Origin of the sequence: Microvirga sp. ACRRW, assembly GCF_022346925.1 — a bacterium.
In the GTDB taxonomy this organism is placed as follows: Bacteria; Pseudomonadota; Alphaproteobacteria; order Rhizobiales; family Beijerinckiaceae; genus Microvirga.
In genome coordinates, this window is record NZ_JAKRNJ010000001.1 from 720,839 (window position 1) to 737,722 (window position 16,884).

Below are 16,884 nucleotides of genomic sequence, written 5' to 3' on the forward strand. Positions count from 1 at the left end.
CCGAGGACCGCAGACGCATCATCCTCTTCCCTCGTCTATGGGGTGGCTGCAACGCAGCCTGCCCCATCGAATTAGACTCTCTGAATTCATGGGTATGGGCTTCAGAGGGATATGTGCCGACCGAGCCCTCTCGCCTGACGGCGTTCCGGCCCGGTCAGCAGCGCTGAGGCGTCCCGCTTACGGGCGGCAAGCGCCACTCCGCAGGACACCCCATCGCCCGAATTCAAAGTCCTCGTGACGAAAAGCTTTGTTTAAGTGATCGGCGCAGCCGCCATGTAAGCACGCCTAGGATGATAATTCGGGCGGTTCGGATGACGGCTCATAGGCTCGAATTGGCTTGAATTGCACCCAGATCAGGCCCTGACCGAGTACGACTGCATCGGCTTGCCCCCGTTGATCGAACTTGCCCGAACTATCACCTCACGCTGTCTTGCCGTCCCGCGCCCAATAACCCGGAAGTGTGATCGCCGCTCGTGAGGGCGTTTTGCGCCTCCGACTCCTTGCGGTCCATTCACTCTAGCCGCTTCGGCTACAAGTAAATCGCGGTTGATCTTCACGATGCAAGGTGCGTCGAGCTTTTGCTGCCCGAGCTTCCTCCTGCTGTTGTATCGGTCAACTTTGAAGCTCCGCTTAGAGCTTACCTCGATAGCGTTTGAGCGCGAGGCGAGCAGCATCGTCGCCACGATCATATCATCGATTGTCTTATCATTACGGGCTTTCAATGCCTGGATGACCTCGTCGGACAGGAAGGGGCGAGGGATGCGATAGGTATAGGTAACTGCTCCATCCGTGCCGATGTGGAACGAAGCGGCATCCAGCAGCCAGGATTGAAATGGCCCACTGGGAGCCTCTTGCCGGATGAAGACGCTACCCTTGATCCCATCCTCTGTTTCATGGAGCAGGGCACAGTAGGTCCGCTCGAAATCGAGGCCGTCCTCGGTGCAGTGAAAGACATATGCGCACAACTCCTGGGGGAGGAAGAACTTTCTCTGTCGAATAAGGTCGTGGCCCTGGTTAAGGCTGCGAGAGTATCCATCCCTCCCAATCCAGTCGGCATGAGTGATGTCAAAGTGATAGCCAAAATCAAAATTGGGGCGCTCAAAGACAAAAGGAGGCGTTTCAGGATCGCCAAGTATTGTCTGCCCTATCCATCGTCCGAACCCAAGATGATACCCTGATTCCATTCCAATAATTGGGCGAATCAGACTGCGATTTGCAGCTTTGACAAGGTCTATATACAAACGAGTCGTCTGATTCGCCGAGTGATTCGATGTATTTTCCTTAATTTCATTATCAATAATACTTTTGATCATTAAATGGCTCTCTAAAAATAATCAGCCTAATGGCTGCTCTTTGATAGAGAGGCGTATTCTTGGCTGTCATTATTTTTTTTAGAGAGCCCCATCTCATTGTCGCTGAATTTTAATTTCGACATTCCAGGGCGTGCTCTGGCAGGGTAGCCGCATCGCACTGGAAACCCGCAGTCAGAATCCTGCGGACCACCTCCTTGCGTAATCCGGGGCTCTCCCGGTCGTCCATATTATTGGACGGACTCCTGAGTTCTTCAGTGACAATGACCAACTCCGGCAATTGCAGCCGGGCAACCCAACAACAGATCACTTCAGTTATAAGCACCCAATCTGAGACGGAATTCGGTTCGATCAGCCATGGACAGGCTGCGTCTGACGACCAGCTAGCTGTAGATGAAATTCTCGACCGCTTCACTCTCGCCCTTGCTCGCCAACTGGCCCGTGAGGATCATGATAATGCATTGAGCGAGGGCTCTATGCCGGAGGTGCAACAGCAATGAAGCGGGGCGTTCTTTATGGTCGGTTTTCCACTAATTATCAGCACGATGAGTCGGTTGAGGACCAGTTTCGACTCTGCCGGAAATTCATCAATGATAAAGGAATCGATGTCGTTAACACCTACGAGGATCGGGGCATCTCTGGGGCTACAATTGCGGCTCGTCCCGGCATCCAGAAACTGCTCAAGGCAGCGGAGAACAAGGAATTCGACTACATCGTTGTAGAAAGCCTTTCTCGCTTGTCGCGCTCGATGCGCGATATGAATCTCATTGCCGACAGACTGAAATTCCTCGGCATAGAGATTTGGGCCGTGAATAGCGGAGGCCGAGTGGATACCGTCCAAATTGGTGTCCTCGGGCTTGTCGCTCAAATGCAGCGTGAAGAGACTGCCAAAATGGTAAAACGCGGCATGGAGCCGAAAGCTGCCACTGGCAAGAACATGGGAGGGAGAGCCTATGGCTACCGCGTCCCGAAATTTGCCGAAGGAGTTTCCCACACGGGCATGCTCGAAATCTACGAGCCTGAGGCAAAATTCATCCGCCGCATCTTCGACGAGTTCATTAGTGGGAGAACACCTCGCCAGATTGCTTACGGTCTAAACGAGGACAATGTCCCTCCGCCCCGTGGCAAGCAATGGAACGCCTCCACAATCAACGGCAATGGGCAGCGGGGCTGCGGCATTCTTCGGAACGAGAAATACATCGGGCGGCTCGTTTGGAATAAGAACCGGATGCTTCTCGATGATCGGTCGGGGAAACGCATCTCACGCGCCAACCACTTGAACGAGCAGGTAATTGCTAATGGCAGCATACCAGCCATCGTTTCGGTCGAGGTATTCAACAAGGCCCAAGCTATTATCGAAGCGAAAGCTCGCAAGCAGGCAGTGAACGGCTTTACGCGGGCTCCCAAGCGGTTGCTTTCAGGAAAACTCCGGTGCGGAGCCTGCGGGGGCGGCATGTCAATCCTGGGGAAGGACCGGACAGGTCGTGTACGCATCCGCTGTACCAATCATGCTGAGTCCGGAACCTGCCCGGCCCCTAAGACCCACTACCTCGACACTCTTGAACAAGAAGTTCTGGCGCTGCTCCGGAACGCCTTGCAAGAGCCCAAGCGTATCCAGAGATTCGTCGATGAGTACCAGAAGGAGCGTCGGCGGCTCATTGGGGCGTCCCTAAGTGAGCGTTCCAGGGTTGAGCGGCGGCTTGGAGAGCTTCATCGTACAATTAATCGCCTCACCGATATGATGGTCGAAGGCCAAGGCGACATGCGTGTGCTGGACAATAGGATTAAAGAGGCTGCGGCGGAGCGGGATCAATTTGAGGCCAAGCTCGAAGTCCTGAAGGAAGAAGCCCCAGATTTAAAGATCGAGCCGCACCCAACCCTGGTTAAGCGGCACCTCGATATTCTGGTGAGGCTTCAACCATTTCTGGAGCACGGCGCTCAGGCTAACGATCCTGATCTAATGATCATACGTGAACTAATCGAGAACGTCGTAGTCAACTCGGACAGGACACTACAGATTGTTGGGCGTCTAGACGCTTTGACGGGTGCTTTCCGGGAACTAGGCACCTCCACAGAAAGTGTGTGGGGAGCAATGGTAGCGGAGGAGGGATTTGAACCCCCGACACAAGGATTATGATTCCTCTGCTCTGACCAACTGAGCTACTCCGCCCCAGGCCGCTGGGGCGAACCCCGCGTCAGGCATGCGCGATATAGGGAAGATTAGGCCCCAGTGTCAAGAAAGAGGCTGAGCCTGCCGACGAATTTGTGGCGGTTTCTTTTCAAGCCGCAAACGAGAGCGGCGTTCGCCAGCTCTATACCGGCGATGCCGCCGTCAAGCGCACTCGTTCCCCCCTCCTCGAAGGAAGCGCTACCCCTTAGCTTTCATGCGCCAGAGCTGAAAGCCTTCCGTGGAGATCGCCTGCTCGATGGTGCGGCGGGAGAACTTGTGCGGGGGAGCCTCACGGGAGTTGAGGGTGCCCGTCAGTCCCCAGGGGCCGTACTTGGTGGGCAACTTGCTGCCAGCTTCGTCTCCTGCAAAGGCATGCAGGTCTTCCTTGGCCTGAGAGGTGAACATGAAAAGACGCATGGGAATGGCTTTCGTGAATGCTTACAGGAACTTGTAAGACTTTACATAGGGCGCAGGGACCGGAAGTCACCTCGGCGGGGTTTTAAAGGGCTGCGCCAAAAGAAAAGCGGGCCTCAAGCCCGCTTCTTGATTCTCATGAGTTTGAAGAACCCTGCCGGGAAGAGTGATCGCAGCTCGACCACCTCCATTGTTCCGGTGCTTCGGGCCCAATCCTCCACTCTCGCCGCCTTGAACGAGGAACTCCAGCCAATGGCCTTGGCGAGCGGGGCCGCCATCTCCTCCAGGGCAGCGACAGGCCCCGAGGGCTGGCCCCAGTGATTGGCGAGAACGATCTCGCCGCCGGGCTTCAGCACACGGGCGAACTCCGACAGGGCCACTTCGGGCTCCGGCACAAGGGTGATGATGAACTGGGCTGTGACCGCATCGAATGTCGCGTCGGGGAAACCGAGACGGGTCACGTCCATGACCTGCAGGCTCTTCACATGGGAAAGGCCGCGCTTGTCGACCTTCTCCTGCGCCCGGCGCAGCATGTCCTCGGAGAGATCGACCCCATAAACCTCGGCATGCCTGGGGTAATAGCCCAGGGACAGGCCGGTGCCGACGCCGGCCTCCAGAACCTTGGGGCCGCAGGCGACAGCCGCATTCACGGCGGCCCGGGCGGCGGGCTCGGTCAGCTTGTCGTAAACCAAGTCATAGATCGGCGCCCAACGCGCATAGGCTTTGCGCATCAGGGCCGTGGTCGCTCCATCCGTCATACAGATACCTTCAGAGGGCGCTTCAGGCCGCAGCGGAAGCGGCTTCGGCGACAGTGCGGGCAATGGTACCTCCGCCAAGCACTCGGGCCCGCGGAGTATCGCTCTCATAAATGACACAGGCTTGACCGGGAGACACCCCATCTTCGGCCGATAACAGCTCGACAATAGTGTCAGTTCCTGTGGATCGTAAGATAGCCGGCCGGGGCTCGCGGGTGGAACGGACCCGCACGGCCACCTCCATCCCCTTCTCGCCCAAGGTTTCCAACGGCACATCGCCGAGCCAGTTGACGTCCGTGATGCGGATCAGCTTGGTCGCCAAGGCTTCGCGGGGCCCTACCACGACGCGAGCCTCCTTAGCGTCGAGGCGCACCACATAAAGGGGCTCCCCCACTGAGAGGCCCAAGCCCTTCCGCTGCCCCACGGTGTAATGGATGATACCCTCGTGGCGGCCGAGCACGCGGCCATCCACATGGACGATCTCGCCGCCCGCGACGGCGCCGGGCTTCAGGCGCTCGATCACATCGCTGTAGCGGCCTTGGGTGACGAAACAGATGTCCTGGCTGTCGGCCTTCTCGGCGATGGCGAGGCCGAACTGACGAGCGTAGTCGCGGGTCTTTTCCTTCGGCAGTTCCCCCAGCGGGAAGCGCAGGATGTCGAGTTGCTCGGGCGTCGTCGCATAGAGGAAATAGCTCTGGTCCCGGTCCGGATCGGCCGCACGGTGGAGGGCGCGCCGCCCATCGGGCAGACGGCGGCTTGCCACGTAATGGCCGGTGGCCAAGATATCGGCGCCGAGTTCCCTGGCGGTCTCCAGAAGATCCCGGAACTTGATGGAGCGGTTGCACTCGACGCAAGGAATCGGCGTCTCGCCGGCCAGATAGCTCTGGGTGAAGCGATCGATCACGGCCTTGCGGAAGCGCTCTTCGTAATCGAGCACGTAATGCGGAATGCCGATCGCCTCGGCCACGCGGCGGGCATCGTAGATGTCCTGGCCCGCGCAGCAGGCGCCCTTACGGTGCGCGGCCTCGCCGTGATCGTAGAGCTGAAGCGTAATGCCGATGACGTCATAGCCCTCCTGCTTGAGAAGAGCCGCCACGACTGAGGAATCCACGCCGCCCGACATCGCAACCACGACGCGGGTCTCAGCGGGAGACTTGGGTAGATCGAGTGAGTTGAGCATCGTTCCATCCAGAGGCGCCGTTCAAGGCGGCGCACGGGAGGGGCCAAAGCCCTTCTATAGCGATGGCCGGTGAATTCTTAAAGAGAAACGTGCCGCAATAAGCCGGTGTTAACGTTTATGGCTAAGGTTAGGCGCTCTCGTAACCGCCTGGACGGGCTTAGGAAAACATTAAGCCCCACCCGTTAGGTTCGAGCCTGTCAAAGGTCGTTGAATTTTTGTGTGAGCGTATCATGACCGAACCCCACCGCCCTAGGGTCAAGTATGTCATAGGGCCCGACGGCAGTCCCCTGACGATTGCCGACCTGCCTCCTTCCAGCACTCGTCGCTGGGTCATCCGCCGTAAGGCCGAAGTCGTTGCCGCCGTTCGTGGCGGTCTCTTAAGCCTCGAGGAAGCCTGTCAGCGCTATACGCTGACCACGGAGGAATTCCTCAGCTGGCAGCTGTCCATCGACCAACACGGCCTCGCCGGCCTGCGGACGACCCGGATTCAACAGTACCGCCAGTAATGCCTTAGGCTCTAACCGATCCAGGACGAGGCGCTGCTTTCATGAAGCGGCGCCTTTTTCGTTGGACCACCCAAAATCATGCAGTCGGCAGCTCGGCTGTTAAGGTCTTCCTAACCATAGAATGGGCATAAATCCTTACCCTCTACATGGATAGGTACGAATCGTGCTCAGCGCTCAGGATATGCCGGAACAGCAGGCTCTCGCCTCATCGAATGCGGCTCTTCCGCCATCCTCCGTTGCCGATCAGACAGTCGATGCGCTTCGGCGCATCCTGGTGGGGCACACGATTGCCGATGTGGAGCGCCACCTGATCCTGGACACCCTCGCCTATTGTTTCGGCAACAGGACCCACGCGGCTCGCATCCTCGGCATCTCGATCCGCACCCTGCGCAACAAGCTGAATGAGTATATGGAAGCCGGAGTTTCCGTGCCGGAGCCGGGCCAGAAATCGGCCATCGCGGCTTAAGCCCGGTTCATTCGCGATCCAAAGCGCCTACTGATCAGATGAAGAGAGCGGCGGTGGCGGCACCGTGCTGCTGTCCACCACGCCTCGGGCACGCCAGGCCTGCGCCAGCCTTGCCCGCTCGAAGAGCAGCACGACCACCAGCGACATGCCGAAGGGGATCAGCAGATAGAACAGGCGGAAGATGATGAGTGCCGCAAGCACGTCCGCCTTCGGGATATCCGGCATGGCCGTGAGGAACACCAGCTCAAACACGCCAAGACCTCCCGGGGCATGGCTCACAAGAGCCGCCGAGAACGAGGCCAGGAACACGGCGAGCACCACCATGAAGCTCGGTTCGAGGTGGCTGGGAAGCACGAAATAGATGATGCCGGCGGCCCCCAGCAACTCGAGCGGAGCGGCAATCAGCTGCCGCACCATGATGGCGGGGCGCGGATATTCGAGCTTGGCCTTACGGATCACCAGCGGTCGAAGATGCAGGATGGAGCCCACCACATACAACGCGATGAAGGCTAGAAGCAGCAGGCCCACGCCCCGGGCCGTGGCCGGATTGGTCAGCGCGGTAGGCAGCAGGTCCTCAAGGCGATGGAGGAGTGTCGGGTTGACGGTAAGCGCCACGCCGCCAAGCAGGATTGTGCCAAGTCCGAAGGTGAAGGAGCAGAGAGCAACGAGCACGGCGATCTGCGGCGCGCTCAGCCCCTTGGACGTGTAGGCCCGGTAGCGCACGACAGCGCCCGAGAAGACCGAGGCGCCGATATTGTGGGACAAGGCATAAGTCGTGAACGACGTCACCGACACGAACAGCCACGAGATGTGACGTACGCCGAGATGGAGCAGCGCGATGCGATCATACCAGGCGAGAGCAGCATAGGCGACGAGCGTCGACAGGCCGGCCAAGGCATAACGATGGGTTGGCACCGCTGTCAGGCTGTCCCAGACATCATCCAGAGACATGCCACGCAGTTCGCGATAGAGAAGCCAGACCGAAACGACGACCGCGACAAGCCCGATGACGGGCCAGATGAACTCACGCACTTTCTTCATCGAGACGGTCGCGCTCCTTGGTTCCTTCTTCTGTGCCCATAATCCGTTCGATCTGCAAGAGAAAACGGCTCCCGGCCGACCGGACATAACGTCCAATGCGGCACGCGCGCCAGGTGACCTCCAAAGGCGGTTCACGCAGAGTTGCTCTCCGCCCGAACCCGTGACACAGCGAGAGCTTGGTTGTCGGATCGAAAGGCGGGCTCATGACGAAATCTCAGACGGCGCTGAACCTCGACGGATATACGGATCTGCCACCTGGAAAGATCGCGTCCATCGTCACCTATCTGGAGATGCGCTCCCCTCCCCCATCCTCGCCGATGGAGGCTCAAGGGGATTGGTCGCTCCAGCCCCTCGGCAACGATCGCGACCGGTACAGAACTCTTTATCGCCGGATCGGCGAACCCTGGCTGTGGTTCAGCCGGGTGGTCATGCCCGACGAGGAGCTCGCCGGCATTCTCAGCAATCCGAAGGTCGAGGCCTATGCCCTGAATGACGGGCAAAACGACATCGGCCTCCTGGAACTCGACTTCCGGTCTGGAGGAGAAGTCGAGCTGGCCTTTCTCGGCCTCGTGCCCGGGATCATCGGAAAGGGCGCCGGGCGTTTTCTCATGAGCGAGGCAATCCGCCGGGCCTTCGCTCAACCGATCGACCGCTTCTTCGTTCATACCTGCAGCCTGGATCACCCGGCGGCGCTCGCCTTCTATATACGCTCGGGCTTCACTCCTTATCGACGCGCTATCGAGGTGGCGGACGATCCAAGGCTCCAAGGCCTCCTGCCGCGAGAATGCGCACCCCAGGTCCCGGTGCTCGGCTGAACCCTAAAAAGGAAAAGGACGCGCCGGGCTGCGGCGCGTCCTTTTCAATTGCGTAGTTGAAACGGATCAGGCGGTTGCGCGCATGGCGCGGACCTGACCCATCTGGCTGATGGCCGGATCCAGTGCCCGCTCGGTGGCGCGCTCCCGGTCCTCCAAGCTCTCGGCCCTCTTCAGTTCCTCGAAGGCCTCACCGAGCTCGGCCTTGGCGTCATCGAGCTGAGTGTGAAGGTTCTGAGCCGACATGCGAAGGTTGTCCCGCCGCTGGGCCGCGGCGCGAGCATAGGTCGGATAGGCGAAATGGTTCGGATCGGAGATCCCGGCCTTGTGCTCTTCCGCTGCGATTTCCCGGTCAAGGTCAGCCGCCATGCGGTCGAACTCGGCGATCATCATCTCGATCTGCGCCACCCTCCGACGTTTCTCGTCGACTTGAAAGCGCTTGAGGCGGATGAGCGTATCCCGCGACTTCATCTTGATTCAACTCCACACGTCGCTGTTTCAGGTACCCGCCGGATCGCTCAGTTATCCTTGAGGCATGAGACATCATCGCGCATGGAAGTTGACTCTTCCTTACCACGGCGAACGAAAAACCGTGGAAGGACAAATCACTAGCGCCCCCGCACGGCCTTCAGGCAGGCCGCGAGGCTTGCGCCAGGCTTTCGTCAACCTTTCGTTTACCGATTTCGTTAACACTGCTGCCGTCACGCCTGCCGCATCGCAAGAGCCGCGGGCGATCGCAGACGAAATCCTTCGTTTGCAACGATTTTGGATGGCATGGCGAGGTTCCCTATGGTCACCTTGAATCCACAGGCTGAGCGCCTTGAACGAGAGATTGGCACGCCCAAGTCGTTAAGCGCTTGCATGCATGAATCAGGGTTTGTTAACCATTCCGAACTAGCGTCACGAATCAGTGCAAAAGGGCATCCACCGCTGGCCCGGTGGTGGATGGGTAGCCACAAGCTACACGCAAGCTCCAGGGCAAGGGCTGGGGAATAAAAATGCGCATACTTCTCATCGAAGACGACAGCGCAACTGCGCAAAGCATCGAACTGATGCTGAAGTCCGAGAACTTCAATATCTATACGACGGATCTCGGCGAAGAGGGCATCGACCTCGGCAAGTTGTACGACTACGATATCATCCTTCTCGACCTGAACCTTCCCGACATGTCGGGTTATGAGGTTCTGCGCACGCTGCGCGTCGCGAAGGTCAAGACGCCGATCCTGATTCTCTCCGGCATGGCCGGCATCGAGGACAAGGTGAAGGGTCTCGGCTTCGGTGCCGACGACTATCTCACGAAGCCTTTCCATAAGGACGAGATGGTCGCCCGCATTCACGCCATCGTGCGCCGCTCGAAGGGCCATGCGCAATCCGTGATTACCACCGGCGATCTTGTCGTGAACCTCGACACCAAGACCGTCGAAGTGGGCGGCGCTCGCGTGCATCTGACCGGCAAGGAATATCAGATGCTGGAGCTGCTCTCGCTGCGCAAGGGCACCACGCTCACCAAGGAGATGTTCCTCAATCATCTCTATGGCGGGATGGACGAGCCGGAACTGAAGATCATCGACGTCTTCATCTGCAAGCTGCGCAAGAAGCTCGCCAACGCATCGCAGGGCAAGAACTACATCGAGACCGTCTGGGGCCGTGGCTACGTGCTGCGCGAGCCGAACGAGTCCGATGTGCGCGTTGCTGTTTAAGCGAAACACGAACGGAACAAAAAGCCCGGCCGAATGCCGGGCTTTTTTATTGAGCGTGTCACTCGCTTCATAAGCGCATCAGAACTACTCCGCCGGTAATCAAGGATGCAGCAGCGATGCGGCTGGGCCCAGTGCGTTCCTTCAAAAAGATGACGGCGATCAGCAACGCCATCAACACGCTTGTCTCGCGCAGGGCCGCGACGAGAGCGATGGGAGCTTTCGTGAAGGCCCAAATGGCAATCCAGTAGGATGCAAGCGACATGGTGCCCGCGATAACGCCGCTGCGCCATGCAGGCACGACCTTGATGAAAGCCTTAGGACCACGTTTCGCCAATGAATAGGCACAGGTGAAGACACCGTCGATGAGCGTGGTCACGAGAATGAAACCCGATGCGGATTCCGACAGACGCGCACCGACACCATCGACGAGCGTGTAAGAGGCAGTGCAACCCGCTGTCACGAGCGCCAGTCCGAACGCCTTCGCCGGCATGCGCCCGTTCACTCCGCCTCTCAAAGACATGAGGCAGACGCCGAGCCCGATGGATGCAATGGCCAGCATCTTTGAGGGAGGCAGCGACTCGCCGAGCAGCGGCACGCTCGCAAGGGCCACGATGAGAGGAGCGCTGCCTCGGGCGAGAGGGTAGACCTGGGAAAGGTCGCCATGTTCATAAGCGCTGATCAGCGACAGCTTGTAGGCCGTGTGAATGATCGCGGAAGCCAGAATCCAGGGCCATGAGGCCATAACGGGAAACGCGAAGAACGGCAGCAGGATGAGGCTGAGCGCCATCTGAACCAGGACGATCAGCAGCAGCGAGGAAAACCGGTCGAGACCGACCTTTATCAGGGCATTCCAGCCCGCATGCATGAAGCCCGCCACGAGAATGGCGAGAAAGACGGCGGTTTCCACTTCATTCTCCTGGATCGTCCGGGCAGGCACGTGAGCATCGTGCCCATTCAAGGTCATGCACCCTTGTTTCATCGATCCAGGCGTTTGATAATCGAGATCATCGAACGAAGATTGTGCCTTTTTCTCACATGAGCCGACGCCGCCTCCCCTCTCTGAATGCTCTTGTCGCCTTCGAGGCGGCCGCCCGGCTGGGCCGCATGACACTGGCGGCAGAAGAACTGTTGGTTACCCACAGTGCCGTCAGCCGTCATGTGCGTCATCTGGAAGAAACGTTGGGCATACGCCTCTTCGAGGGGCCGAAGAACGCGTTGCGTCTGACGGAGGTCGGCCAGACGCTTCTGTCCCATCTGACTGTCGGGCTCGATCATCTGGAGGCTGGCGTTCGCGCGGTGGCCGACGAGGAGGACGGCACGCTCGATGTGTCATGCCCCGGCACCTTCATCATGCGCTGGCTCATTCCACGCCTTCATCGTTTTCAGAATGAGCACCCCGGCATCGAGGTGCGCCTGTCGGCTTCGTACGCGCCCATCGATTTCACGCGCGAGCGCTATGAGATCGCAATCCGCCTGACGGATTTTCCGATACCGCCGGAGGCGCCGCTCACGACGCTCTTTCCGGAATATGTCGGCCCGGTTCTCTCACCCGCACTTGCGAGCCGATTGAACCTGAAGCAGCCGCACGACTTGGAATGCGCACCGCTCCTTCACACGAGCACGCGGCGCCATGCATGGGATGATTGGGCAGCGCGAATAGGATGGCTTAGATCGTCAAACCTTCCAGGAGCCGATTACGAGCACTTCTACTACATGCTGGAGGCAGCGACAGCGGGTCTCGGCGTTTGCATTGCGCCAGGACAACTCGTGATCGACGATCTTCAGGCGCAACGTCTCGTCGCGCCTTTCGGATTCATTCCCAGCACCATGAGTTATGTCGCCGTGCGTCGTCCCCGGAGAAACCGCAAGGCGCAGGCTTTCTGCGCCTGGCTCGCGGAAGAAGCCGCGAGGACGCTTATGCCGTCACCGACCTGATCGTGACCTCATCGCCGTCGATACTGAAGGCGATGCTCATGTTCGATTCACGGGCCACCATGCCGGCGTAATAGATCTGGATGCCATGGGCATCGACCGTGCCGGTCTCCGAATGGCCCGCGAGCAGTTCCTGCGAATGCGCCGGAATGCGGGCGTTCAGGCCCTTGGACTTGATGGTGAACTCGCAAGCATCCGCATCGCCCGTCACCGTCACGGCAATCGCGCCGCCGCGCGGAATGGCGGTGATGGCGATCATGATCAGGTTGAGGAGCAGCTTGACTCTGTTCTTGGGAAACAGAAGGCGCGGCGAGGACCAGGAGAAGCTGATCTTGTCGTCGAGGAAGAGGCCCCGCGCCACCTGCTCCGCATCGCCCAGATCGATGGAGGCACCGGCCGAGCCTGCCGCGCCGAAGGCGAGGCGGGCGAACTGGAGGCGAGCGGAAGCCTGGCGGGCGCTCTTCTGGATCAGGTCGAGAGCGAATTCCCGCATGGAGGCATCGCTGTCGTCCTCGAGAACCTCGAGCCCGTTGACGATCGCGCCGACCGGCGAAATCACGTCGTGGCAGACGCGAGAGCAAAGAAGGGCGGCAAGGTCGAGCGAATCAAGAGAGATGGTGGCCATAAGGGCTCCGGAGGGACCGTAAGTTCAGCGTAGGATTCATGAAATCCTGGATTTCGGGTTTCACGAATACAGCCAAACAGGAAAGAGAACGTGAACCGGATACCCGGCTACGAGTTCTTTGGAAAGCAGGCAAAAGTGATCGACAGGTCTTTCGAGAACAGGCACAGTCCCATGATGCGTCTCGCCGACACTCATCCTGATGATATCGCCCTCAGGCTTGCGTCCATCGCTTCCGAGGCCGCGCATCTTCTGCGGGGCATGGAAAATGCGTTGATCGACAAACGCATCAAGGACGATGGAAGCCCGAGCACGGCGGCCGATCTGGCGGCGGAAGAGCTGATCATCCGCCACTTGCACGAAGCCTGGCCCGGAGTTCCCGTCGTGGCCGAGGAAACGGCGAGCACGGCTCATGCGGGTAAGCTCTTCTTCCTGGTAGACCCTCTCGACGGCACGGGCGACTTCATTCACGGCACCGGGGAATACAGCGTCAACATCGCCCTGATCCAGGGAAACCGCCCCCTGGCAGCAGCGGTTGCGGGCCCAGCCCTGGGCAAGGTCTGGATCGCAGGCACAAGAGCCCGGATGAGCCCGATGCCCGAACCCGGCAGCGATGCGTTCGATTGGCAGGACATCAAGGTTCGCAGTGCCCCCGAGGACGGCCTCGTCGCCCTCGTCAGCCGCCGCCATGGGGACTTCGCGACGGAGGCCTGCCTCTCGGTGCTGTCCATCGGCACGAGGCGCATGACCTCCTCGGCCCTGAAATTCTGCCTGATCGCCTCGGGCGAGGCCGATATCTATGTGCGCTGCGGGGCGACCATGGAATGGGACACGGCGGCGGGAGACCATGTGCTCTGTTGCGCGGGCGGCAGCGTCGTCGGCCCCGGCGGCGTTCCGCTCACCTATGGCCACGAGGTGCGGGGCTATCGCAACGGCCCCTTCGCCGCCATGGGGGATACGTCGCTTGCGCCCAAGCTCGACCTGCCGGCGGCTGCGGCCTGAGATCGCAACCGCCCTACCCCTGCGGCACCAAAGCACCGTCCGTACAGAGATTGTTAGGGTTGATGCTCGTAAAATCGGGGTTCGATAGAAGCCATCCGTGCTGAAAGAGCCGGATCGTCCCCTGTCTCATACGAGGAGATAGCCCATGCGCTCCCGAATTTCCTTTGTTGCCGCGGTTGCCCTCGCCGCCCTTGCCGGCGCCCTCCCCTCTCAAGGCTGGGCGCAAACCTATCAGCCGGCCTATGCGAACAATCCGGGCAATCCCGAATCCTTCAATTCCAACGAGCTCGTCGATTCCGGCCATCAGTTCTTCGGCTCGGCCTCCCGTGGCCTTGCCCTCACGCTTCAGGAGGCCGTGCGCCGCTGGGGTGAGCCCAACGGCTATATCCTCGGCCAGGAAGCCTCCGGCGCCATCATCGGCGGCCTGCGCTATGGCGAGGGCAAGCTGTTCACCCGCAACGCGGGCGAGCGCAAGATCTTCTGGCAGGGGCCGTCCGTAGGCTTCGATTTCGGCGGCGAAGGCTCCCGGACCATGATGCTGGTCTACAACATGCCCTTCACCGATGCCCTCTATAAGCGCTTCGTGGGTATCGACGGCTCGGCCTATTTCATCGGTGGCTTCGGCATGACGGCGCTGGCGGCCGACCAGATGGTCGTGGTTCCGATCCGCACCGGCGTCGGCGCGCGTCTCGGCGTCAATATGGGCTATCTGAAGTTCACGCCCGAGCCGACCTGGAATCCTTTCTAGGATCCCCCGCACAAATCACGCTGCCGGTCCGCCTTCTCTCGGCTTCTTCGCGTGTCAAAGAGCAAACGGGAATGGCCTCGCGAGCTGATGGCTCCGAGGTTTTGGGATCGAGGGAGGCGCGAGGAGGCGTCTGGCTCGCTTGTGTGAGTGTGTGAAGAACCCGACGGCTCCTCGCGCACGGTTCTTTTAGGCGGACACCGTGTCTTTCAACGATGGGCCTCCCGCCGCCAGGCTTGCGAGGCCTGACACAGGACCGCTCCCGGCTCCGACAATCACGACGCCTCGCGAGCGCGCCCCTCTCTGAGCCAAGATGAAACATTTATAGCCAAGGTTAGGACCAAAGTCAAGAACAAAAGAAGAACATTAACCCGCATCGTCATGGCCGGGCTTGTCCCGGCCATCCACGTCTGAAGAGCCGCTGCAGCAAAAGACGGGGATCACCGGCACAAGGCCGGTGATGACGGCGGAGGGCGTCATCCCGGACGGCGCAGCCGATCCGGGATCGCGAGCAGGATAAGACGCGGGTATACCTCTCCCGCCCGGGAGAGGGGATCTGCGCCCTTCTCGTCACGCGATTCCGGGTTCTGCTCCGCAGCCCCGGGATAACCGATAAATGTGCACATGAGGACGCCTCTCTCCGCGCGGCCGGTGGAAACGGCATAAAGCTGCCCTAGAACGGGGCTTCCAGGACTGATTGGTCTGGAAAGCTGCGCAGGTACGATGCAGAGTGCCTGCGCATAACCGATCCGGTCTCATCCCGGCTTCCTGCCGGGTCCATGGAGTTGGCGTCCGCGTGGTTGAAACCATCATGATTTTCGCACTGGGGTTTGTCGCTGCAACCCTCGTCGCGCTCCTTATCATTCCCGCCGTCAATGCTCGCGCGGAGCGCTTGGCTCGCCGCAGGGCCGAGGCGCTGTTTCCCATGTCCATCTCCGAATTGACGGCGGAGAAGGATCACTTGCGCGCCGAGTTCGCAGTTCTGCAGCGCAAGATCGAGCGCAAGGCAGAGGAAGCTCTCGCCGCCAAGCATGAGAGCATGGAGGAGTTGGGCCGCCGTGCGGTGCGGATCGAGGCGCTCGAAAGCACTCTCACCGAACGCGACAAAATCGTCGCGCAGCTCGAAACGTCCCTTGCTGAAACGCAGACGAAACTGGCAGCCGTCGAGGATGAATTCGGCCAGACCAGAACCTACCTCTCCAGTGCACGCGAGACCCTGGCTGCTCTTGAGAATGCCCATCGCGCCACGCTGAACGAATTGTCCAACACGCGCATGGAACTGGACGTCACACAAAATGACCGTTCCAAGTTCAAGACGGAACTGCTTCACACGCAGGAAAAGCTCGCGCGGTTGGAAACGGAATTCGCCGACATCGATCAGCGCCTGACGGCGTCTCTCAGTGACATCGATGCCAAGCGCATCGCGATTTCGGACCTCGAAACTCGCCTGATGACACAGACTGCACGCGGCAACGATTTCGAGCGTGCAGTCAACGAGCGGCACACCGAATTGTCGAACGAGCGCGCGCGCCTCTCCGACCTTGCGAAGGAGCTGGCCGCAGCGCAAGAGCGCAGCCGGATTCTGGAGCAGCGTATCGGCGAGATCGAAGCCGAGCGCGACGAAGCGCGAAGCCGCCTCACCTTGCAGGAAAGCTCCAAGGCAAGTGACGAAGAGTTGCGCCGCCAGATCTCCGAGGTCGCCGCGAAGGTGATGAAGGCGAATGGCAGCGCATCACCGCGCAACGGCAATGGCAATGGCAGCGGCCGCAACAACAAGCGGCGCAATAAGACAACGGGAAAGCAGAACCTGTCCGACCCCGCTATCTCCTGAGACCCACGGCTTACTTCGGTTCGACCTGGGGATTGCCACCCGGGCTGCCCGGCGGCGGGATGACCGGCGTCGTGTTGGGATCGGGCACGGGAGCCGGAACTGTCATGTCAGGCGTGGCCGTTGCCGGCGGACGGATAACTCCGTCTGATTTCTCCAGCTTGTCGCTCAGCGTAGAGCCGGTCGATGGGGGATCCTGCGATGGGATATTCCCCTGCGGGTCGACCTTTTCAGGCGGCATCTGCTGCAATGGAGGCATGTTCGGCGCCTGCTGGTTCAGGACGCCGGGATTTTGCGCCATGGCGGCGGTGATCCCACCTGCCATGGCGAGGGACAGAACCAGAATTCGCTTCATGGATCGCTCCTTTCGAAAGGCAACGAGCGATCCCGAAGGCAGTTCC

18 protein-coding genes, 1 tRNA gene and 1 pseudogene are annotated in these 16,884 nt (G+C 59.9%); 9 read left to right on the top strand and 11 right to left on the bottom strand.

Annotated elements, in window-relative coordinates:
- Positions 1 to 353: 353 nt before the first annotated feature.
- Positions 354 to 1,313 carry a hypothetical protein gene (locus tag MHY87_RS03530; protein ID WP_239349410.1) on the bottom strand — a complete coding sequence of 320 codons (960 nt, stop codon included), beginning with the start codon at positions 1,311 to 1,313 and terminating at the stop codon, positions 354 to 356.
- A gap of 493 nt (positions 1,314 to 1,806) precedes the next feature.
- On the opposite strand from MHY87_RS03530, the gene MHY87_RS18925 reads away from it, so the two are divergent.
- Entirely contained in the window at positions 1,807 to 3,447 is a 1,641-nt protein-coding gene (locus MHY87_RS18925) for a recombinase family protein (RefSeq protein WP_370644835.1), read from the top strand.
- On the opposite strand, the gene MHY87_RS03540 is transcribed toward MHY87_RS18925, so the two are convergent.
- The 4 genes from MHY87_RS03540 to mnmA all read right to left on the bottom strand — a co-directional run bounded on the left by MHY87_RS03540 (position 3,404) and on the right by mnmA (position 5,829).
- Positions 3,404 to 3,480: transfer RNA gene (locus MHY87_RS03540), tRNA-Met, on the bottom strand. The genes MHY87_RS18925 and MHY87_RS03540 overlap by 44 nt on opposite strands.
- Before the next feature lie 198 nt (positions 3,481 to 3,678).
- Positions 3,679 to 3,885, bottom strand: coding sequence for a hypothetical protein (locus MHY87_RS03545; protein ID WP_239349414.1), 207 nt, complete (start codon positions 3,883 to 3,885; stop codon positions 3,679 to 3,681).
- 125 nt (positions 3,886 to 4,010) lie between these two features.
- A complete protein-coding gene (locus MHY87_RS03550) occupies positions 4,011 to 4,652 on the bottom strand; it encodes a class I SAM-dependent methyltransferase (protein ID WP_239349416.1) in 642 nt (213 codons plus the stop codon).
- Between the two features lie 22 nt (positions 4,653 to 4,674).
- Positions 4,675 to 5,829: a tRNA 2-thiouridine(34) synthase MnmA gene (gene mnmA / locus MHY87_RS03555; protein ID WP_239349418.1), complete on the bottom strand. Its 1,155-nt coding sequence runs from the start codon at positions 5,827 to 5,829 to the stop codon at positions 4,675 to 4,677.
- Positions 5,830 to 6,059: 230 nt separating this feature from the next.
- On the opposite strand from mnmA, the gene MHY87_RS03560 reads away from it, so the two are divergent.
- Both MHY87_RS03560 and MHY87_RS03565 read left to right on the top strand, forming a co-directional pair.
- Positions 6,060 to 6,335 carry a DUF1153 domain-containing protein gene (locus tag MHY87_RS03560; RefSeq protein WP_114187418.1) on the top strand — a complete coding sequence of 92 codons (276 nt, stop codon included), beginning with the start codon at positions 6,060 to 6,062 and terminating at the stop codon, positions 6,333 to 6,335.
- A gap of 184 nt (positions 6,336 to 6,519) precedes the next feature.
- A pseudogene (locus MHY87_RS03565) lies at positions 6,520 to 6,801 on the top strand (helix-turn-helix domain-containing protein); the annotation flags it as partial.
- 27 nt (positions 6,802 to 6,828) lie between these two features.
- Here MHY87_RS03565 and MHY87_RS03570 read toward each other — a convergent pair.
- The gene (locus MHY87_RS03570) at positions 6,829 to 7,842 is read right to left on the bottom strand and encodes a lysylphosphatidylglycerol synthase domain-containing protein (RefSeq protein WP_239349420.1); all 1,014 of its coding nucleotides are present in this window, start codon (positions 7,840 to 7,842) and stop codon (positions 6,829 to 6,831) included.
- Positions 7,843 to 8,045: 203 nt separating this feature from the next.
- Here MHY87_RS03570 and MHY87_RS03575 point away from each other — a divergent pair, with 203 nt between their 5' ends.
- The gene (locus MHY87_RS03575; RefSeq protein ID WP_239349422.1) at positions 8,046 to 8,657 is read left to right on the top strand and encodes an N-acetyltransferase; all 612 of its coding nucleotides are present in this window, start codon (positions 8,046 to 8,048) and stop codon (positions 8,655 to 8,657) included.
- Between the two features lie 66 nt (positions 8,658 to 8,723).
- Here the strand turns inward: MHY87_RS03575 and fliJ are convergent, their stop codons facing one another.
- Entirely contained in the window at positions 8,724 to 9,125 is a 402-nt protein-coding gene (gene fliJ, locus MHY87_RS03580; protein ID WP_239349424.1) for a flagellar export protein FliJ, read from the bottom strand.
- 527 nt (positions 9,126 to 9,652) lie between these two features.
- On the opposite strand from fliJ, the gene ctrA reads away from it, so the two are divergent.
- Positions 9,653 to 10,354, top strand: coding sequence for a response regulator transcription factor CtrA (gene ctrA / locus MHY87_RS03585; RefSeq protein ID WP_239349426.1), 702 nt, complete (start codon positions 9,653 to 9,655; stop codon positions 10,352 to 10,354).
- Between the two features lie 67 nt (positions 10,355 to 10,421).
- On the opposite strand, the gene MHY87_RS03590 is transcribed toward ctrA, so the two are convergent.
- Positions 10,422 to 11,318, bottom strand: coding sequence for an EamA family transporter (locus tag MHY87_RS03590; protein WP_239349428.1), 897 nt, complete (start codon positions 11,316 to 11,318; stop codon positions 10,422 to 10,424).
- A 71-nt stretch (positions 11,319 to 11,389) separates the two neighbouring features.
- On the opposite strand from MHY87_RS03590, the gene MHY87_RS03595 reads away from it, so the two are divergent.
- Positions 11,390 to 12,289, top strand: coding sequence for a LysR substrate-binding domain-containing protein (locus tag MHY87_RS03595; RefSeq protein ID WP_239349430.1), 900 nt, complete (start codon positions 11,390 to 11,392; stop codon positions 12,287 to 12,289).
- Here the strand turns inward: MHY87_RS03595 and chpT are convergent.
- On the bottom strand, positions 12,270 to 12,911 hold the full coding sequence (gene chpT, locus MHY87_RS03600) for a histidine phosphotransferase ChpT (RefSeq protein WP_239349432.1): 642 nt from the start codon (positions 12,909 to 12,911) through the stop codon (positions 12,270 to 12,272). The genes MHY87_RS03595 and chpT overlap by 20 nt on opposite strands.
- 90 nt (positions 12,912 to 13,001) lie before the next feature.
- On the opposite strand from chpT, the gene MHY87_RS03605 reads away from it, so the two are divergent.
- On the top strand, positions 13,002 to 13,910 hold the full coding sequence (locus MHY87_RS03605) for a 3'(2'),5'-bisphosphate nucleotidase CysQ (RefSeq protein ID WP_370644820.1): 909 nt from the start codon (positions 13,002 to 13,004) through the stop codon (positions 13,908 to 13,910).
- 145 nt (positions 13,911 to 14,055) lie between these two features.
- The gene (locus MHY87_RS03610) at positions 14,056 to 14,658 is read left to right on the top strand and encodes a DUF1134 domain-containing protein (protein ID WP_239349434.1); all 603 of its coding nucleotides are present in this window, start codon (positions 14,056 to 14,058) and stop codon (positions 14,656 to 14,658) included.
- A 473-nt stretch (positions 14,659 to 15,131) separates the two neighbouring features.
- On the opposite strand, the gene MHY87_RS03615 is transcribed toward MHY87_RS03610, so the two are convergent.
- A complete protein-coding gene (locus MHY87_RS03615) occupies positions 15,132 to 15,281 on the bottom strand; it encodes a hypothetical protein (protein ID WP_239349436.1) in 150 nt (49 codons plus the stop codon).
- Positions 15,282 to 15,466: 185 nt separating this feature from the next.
- Between MHY87_RS03615 and MHY87_RS03620 the strand changes: the two genes are divergently transcribed.
- The gene (locus MHY87_RS03620) at positions 15,467 to 16,486 is read left to right on the top strand and encodes a hypothetical protein (RefSeq protein WP_239349438.1); all 1,020 of its coding nucleotides are present in this window, start codon (positions 15,467 to 15,469) and stop codon (positions 16,484 to 16,486) included.
- A gap of 10 nt (positions 16,487 to 16,496) precedes the next feature.
- Here MHY87_RS03620 and MHY87_RS03625 read toward each other — a convergent pair whose 3' ends face one another.
- Positions 16,497 to 16,838, bottom strand: a complete 342-nt coding sequence (locus MHY87_RS03625) for a hypothetical protein (protein WP_239349440.1) — start codon at positions 16,836 to 16,838, stop codon at positions 16,497 to 16,499.
- Positions 16,839 to 16,884: the final 46 nt, after the last annotated feature.

Bases quoted from the DNA above. Each gene is read 5' to 3' on its own strand.
- MHY87_RS03530 (WP_239349410.1), bottom strand. From the start codon at position 1,313: ATGATCAAAAGTATTATTGATAATGAAATTAAGGAAAATACATCGAAT.
- MHY87_RS18925 (WP_370644835.1), top strand. From the start codon at position 1,807: ATGAAGCGGGGCGTTCTTTATGGTCGGTTTTCCACTAATTATCAGCAC.
- MHY87_RS03545 (WP_239349414.1), bottom strand. From the start codon at position 3,885: ATGTTCACCTCTCAGGCCAAGGAAGACCTGCATGCCTTTGCAGGAGAC.
- MHY87_RS03550 (WP_239349416.1), bottom strand. From the start codon at position 4,652: ATGACGGATGGAGCGACCACGGCCCTGATGCGCAAAGCCTATGCGCGT.
- mnmA (WP_239349418.1), bottom strand. From the start codon at position 5,829: ATGCTCAACTCACTCGATCTACCCAAGTCTCCCGCTGAGACCCGCGTC.
- MHY87_RS03560 (WP_114187418.1), top strand. From the start codon at position 6,060: ATGACCGAACCCCACCGCCCTAGGGTCAAGTATGTCATAGGGCCCGAC.
- MHY87_RS03570 (WP_239349420.1), bottom strand. From the start codon at position 7,842: ATGAAGAAAGTGCGTGAGTTCATCTGGCCCGTCATCGGGCTTGTCGCG.
- MHY87_RS03575 (WP_239349422.1), top strand. From the start codon at position 8,046: ATGACGAAATCTCAGACGGCGCTGAACCTCGACGGATATACGGATCTG.
- fliJ (WP_239349424.1), bottom strand. From the start codon at position 9,125: ATGAAGTCGCGGGATACGCTCATCCGCCTCAAGCGCTTTCAAGTCGAC.
- ctrA (WP_239349426.1), top strand. From the start codon at position 9,653: ATGCGCATACTTCTCATCGAAGACGACAGCGCAACTGCGCAAAGCATC.
- MHY87_RS03590 (WP_239349428.1), bottom strand. From the start codon at position 11,318: ATGACCTTGAATGGGCACGATGCTCACGTGCCTGCCCGGACGATCCAG.
- MHY87_RS03595 (WP_239349430.1), top strand. From the start codon at position 11,390: ATGAGCCGACGCCGCCTCCCCTCTCTGAATGCTCTTGTCGCCTTCGAG.
- chpT (WP_239349432.1), bottom strand. From the start codon at position 12,911: ATGGCCACCATCTCTCTTGATTCGCTCGACCTTGCCGCCCTTCTTTGC.
- MHY87_RS03610 (WP_239349434.1), top strand. From the start codon at position 14,056: ATGCGCTCCCGAATTTCCTTTGTTGCCGCGGTTGCCCTCGCCGCCCTT.
- MHY87_RS03615 (WP_239349436.1), bottom strand. From the start codon at position 15,281: ATGTGCACATTTATCGGTTATCCCGGGGCTGCGGAGCAGAACCCGGAA.
- MHY87_RS03620 (WP_239349438.1), top strand. From the start codon at position 15,467: ATGATTTTCGCACTGGGGTTTGTCGCTGCAACCCTCGTCGCGCTCCTT.
- MHY87_RS03625 (WP_239349440.1), bottom strand. From the start codon at position 16,838: ATGAAGCGAATTCTGGTTCTGTCCCTCGCCATGGCAGGTGGGATCACC.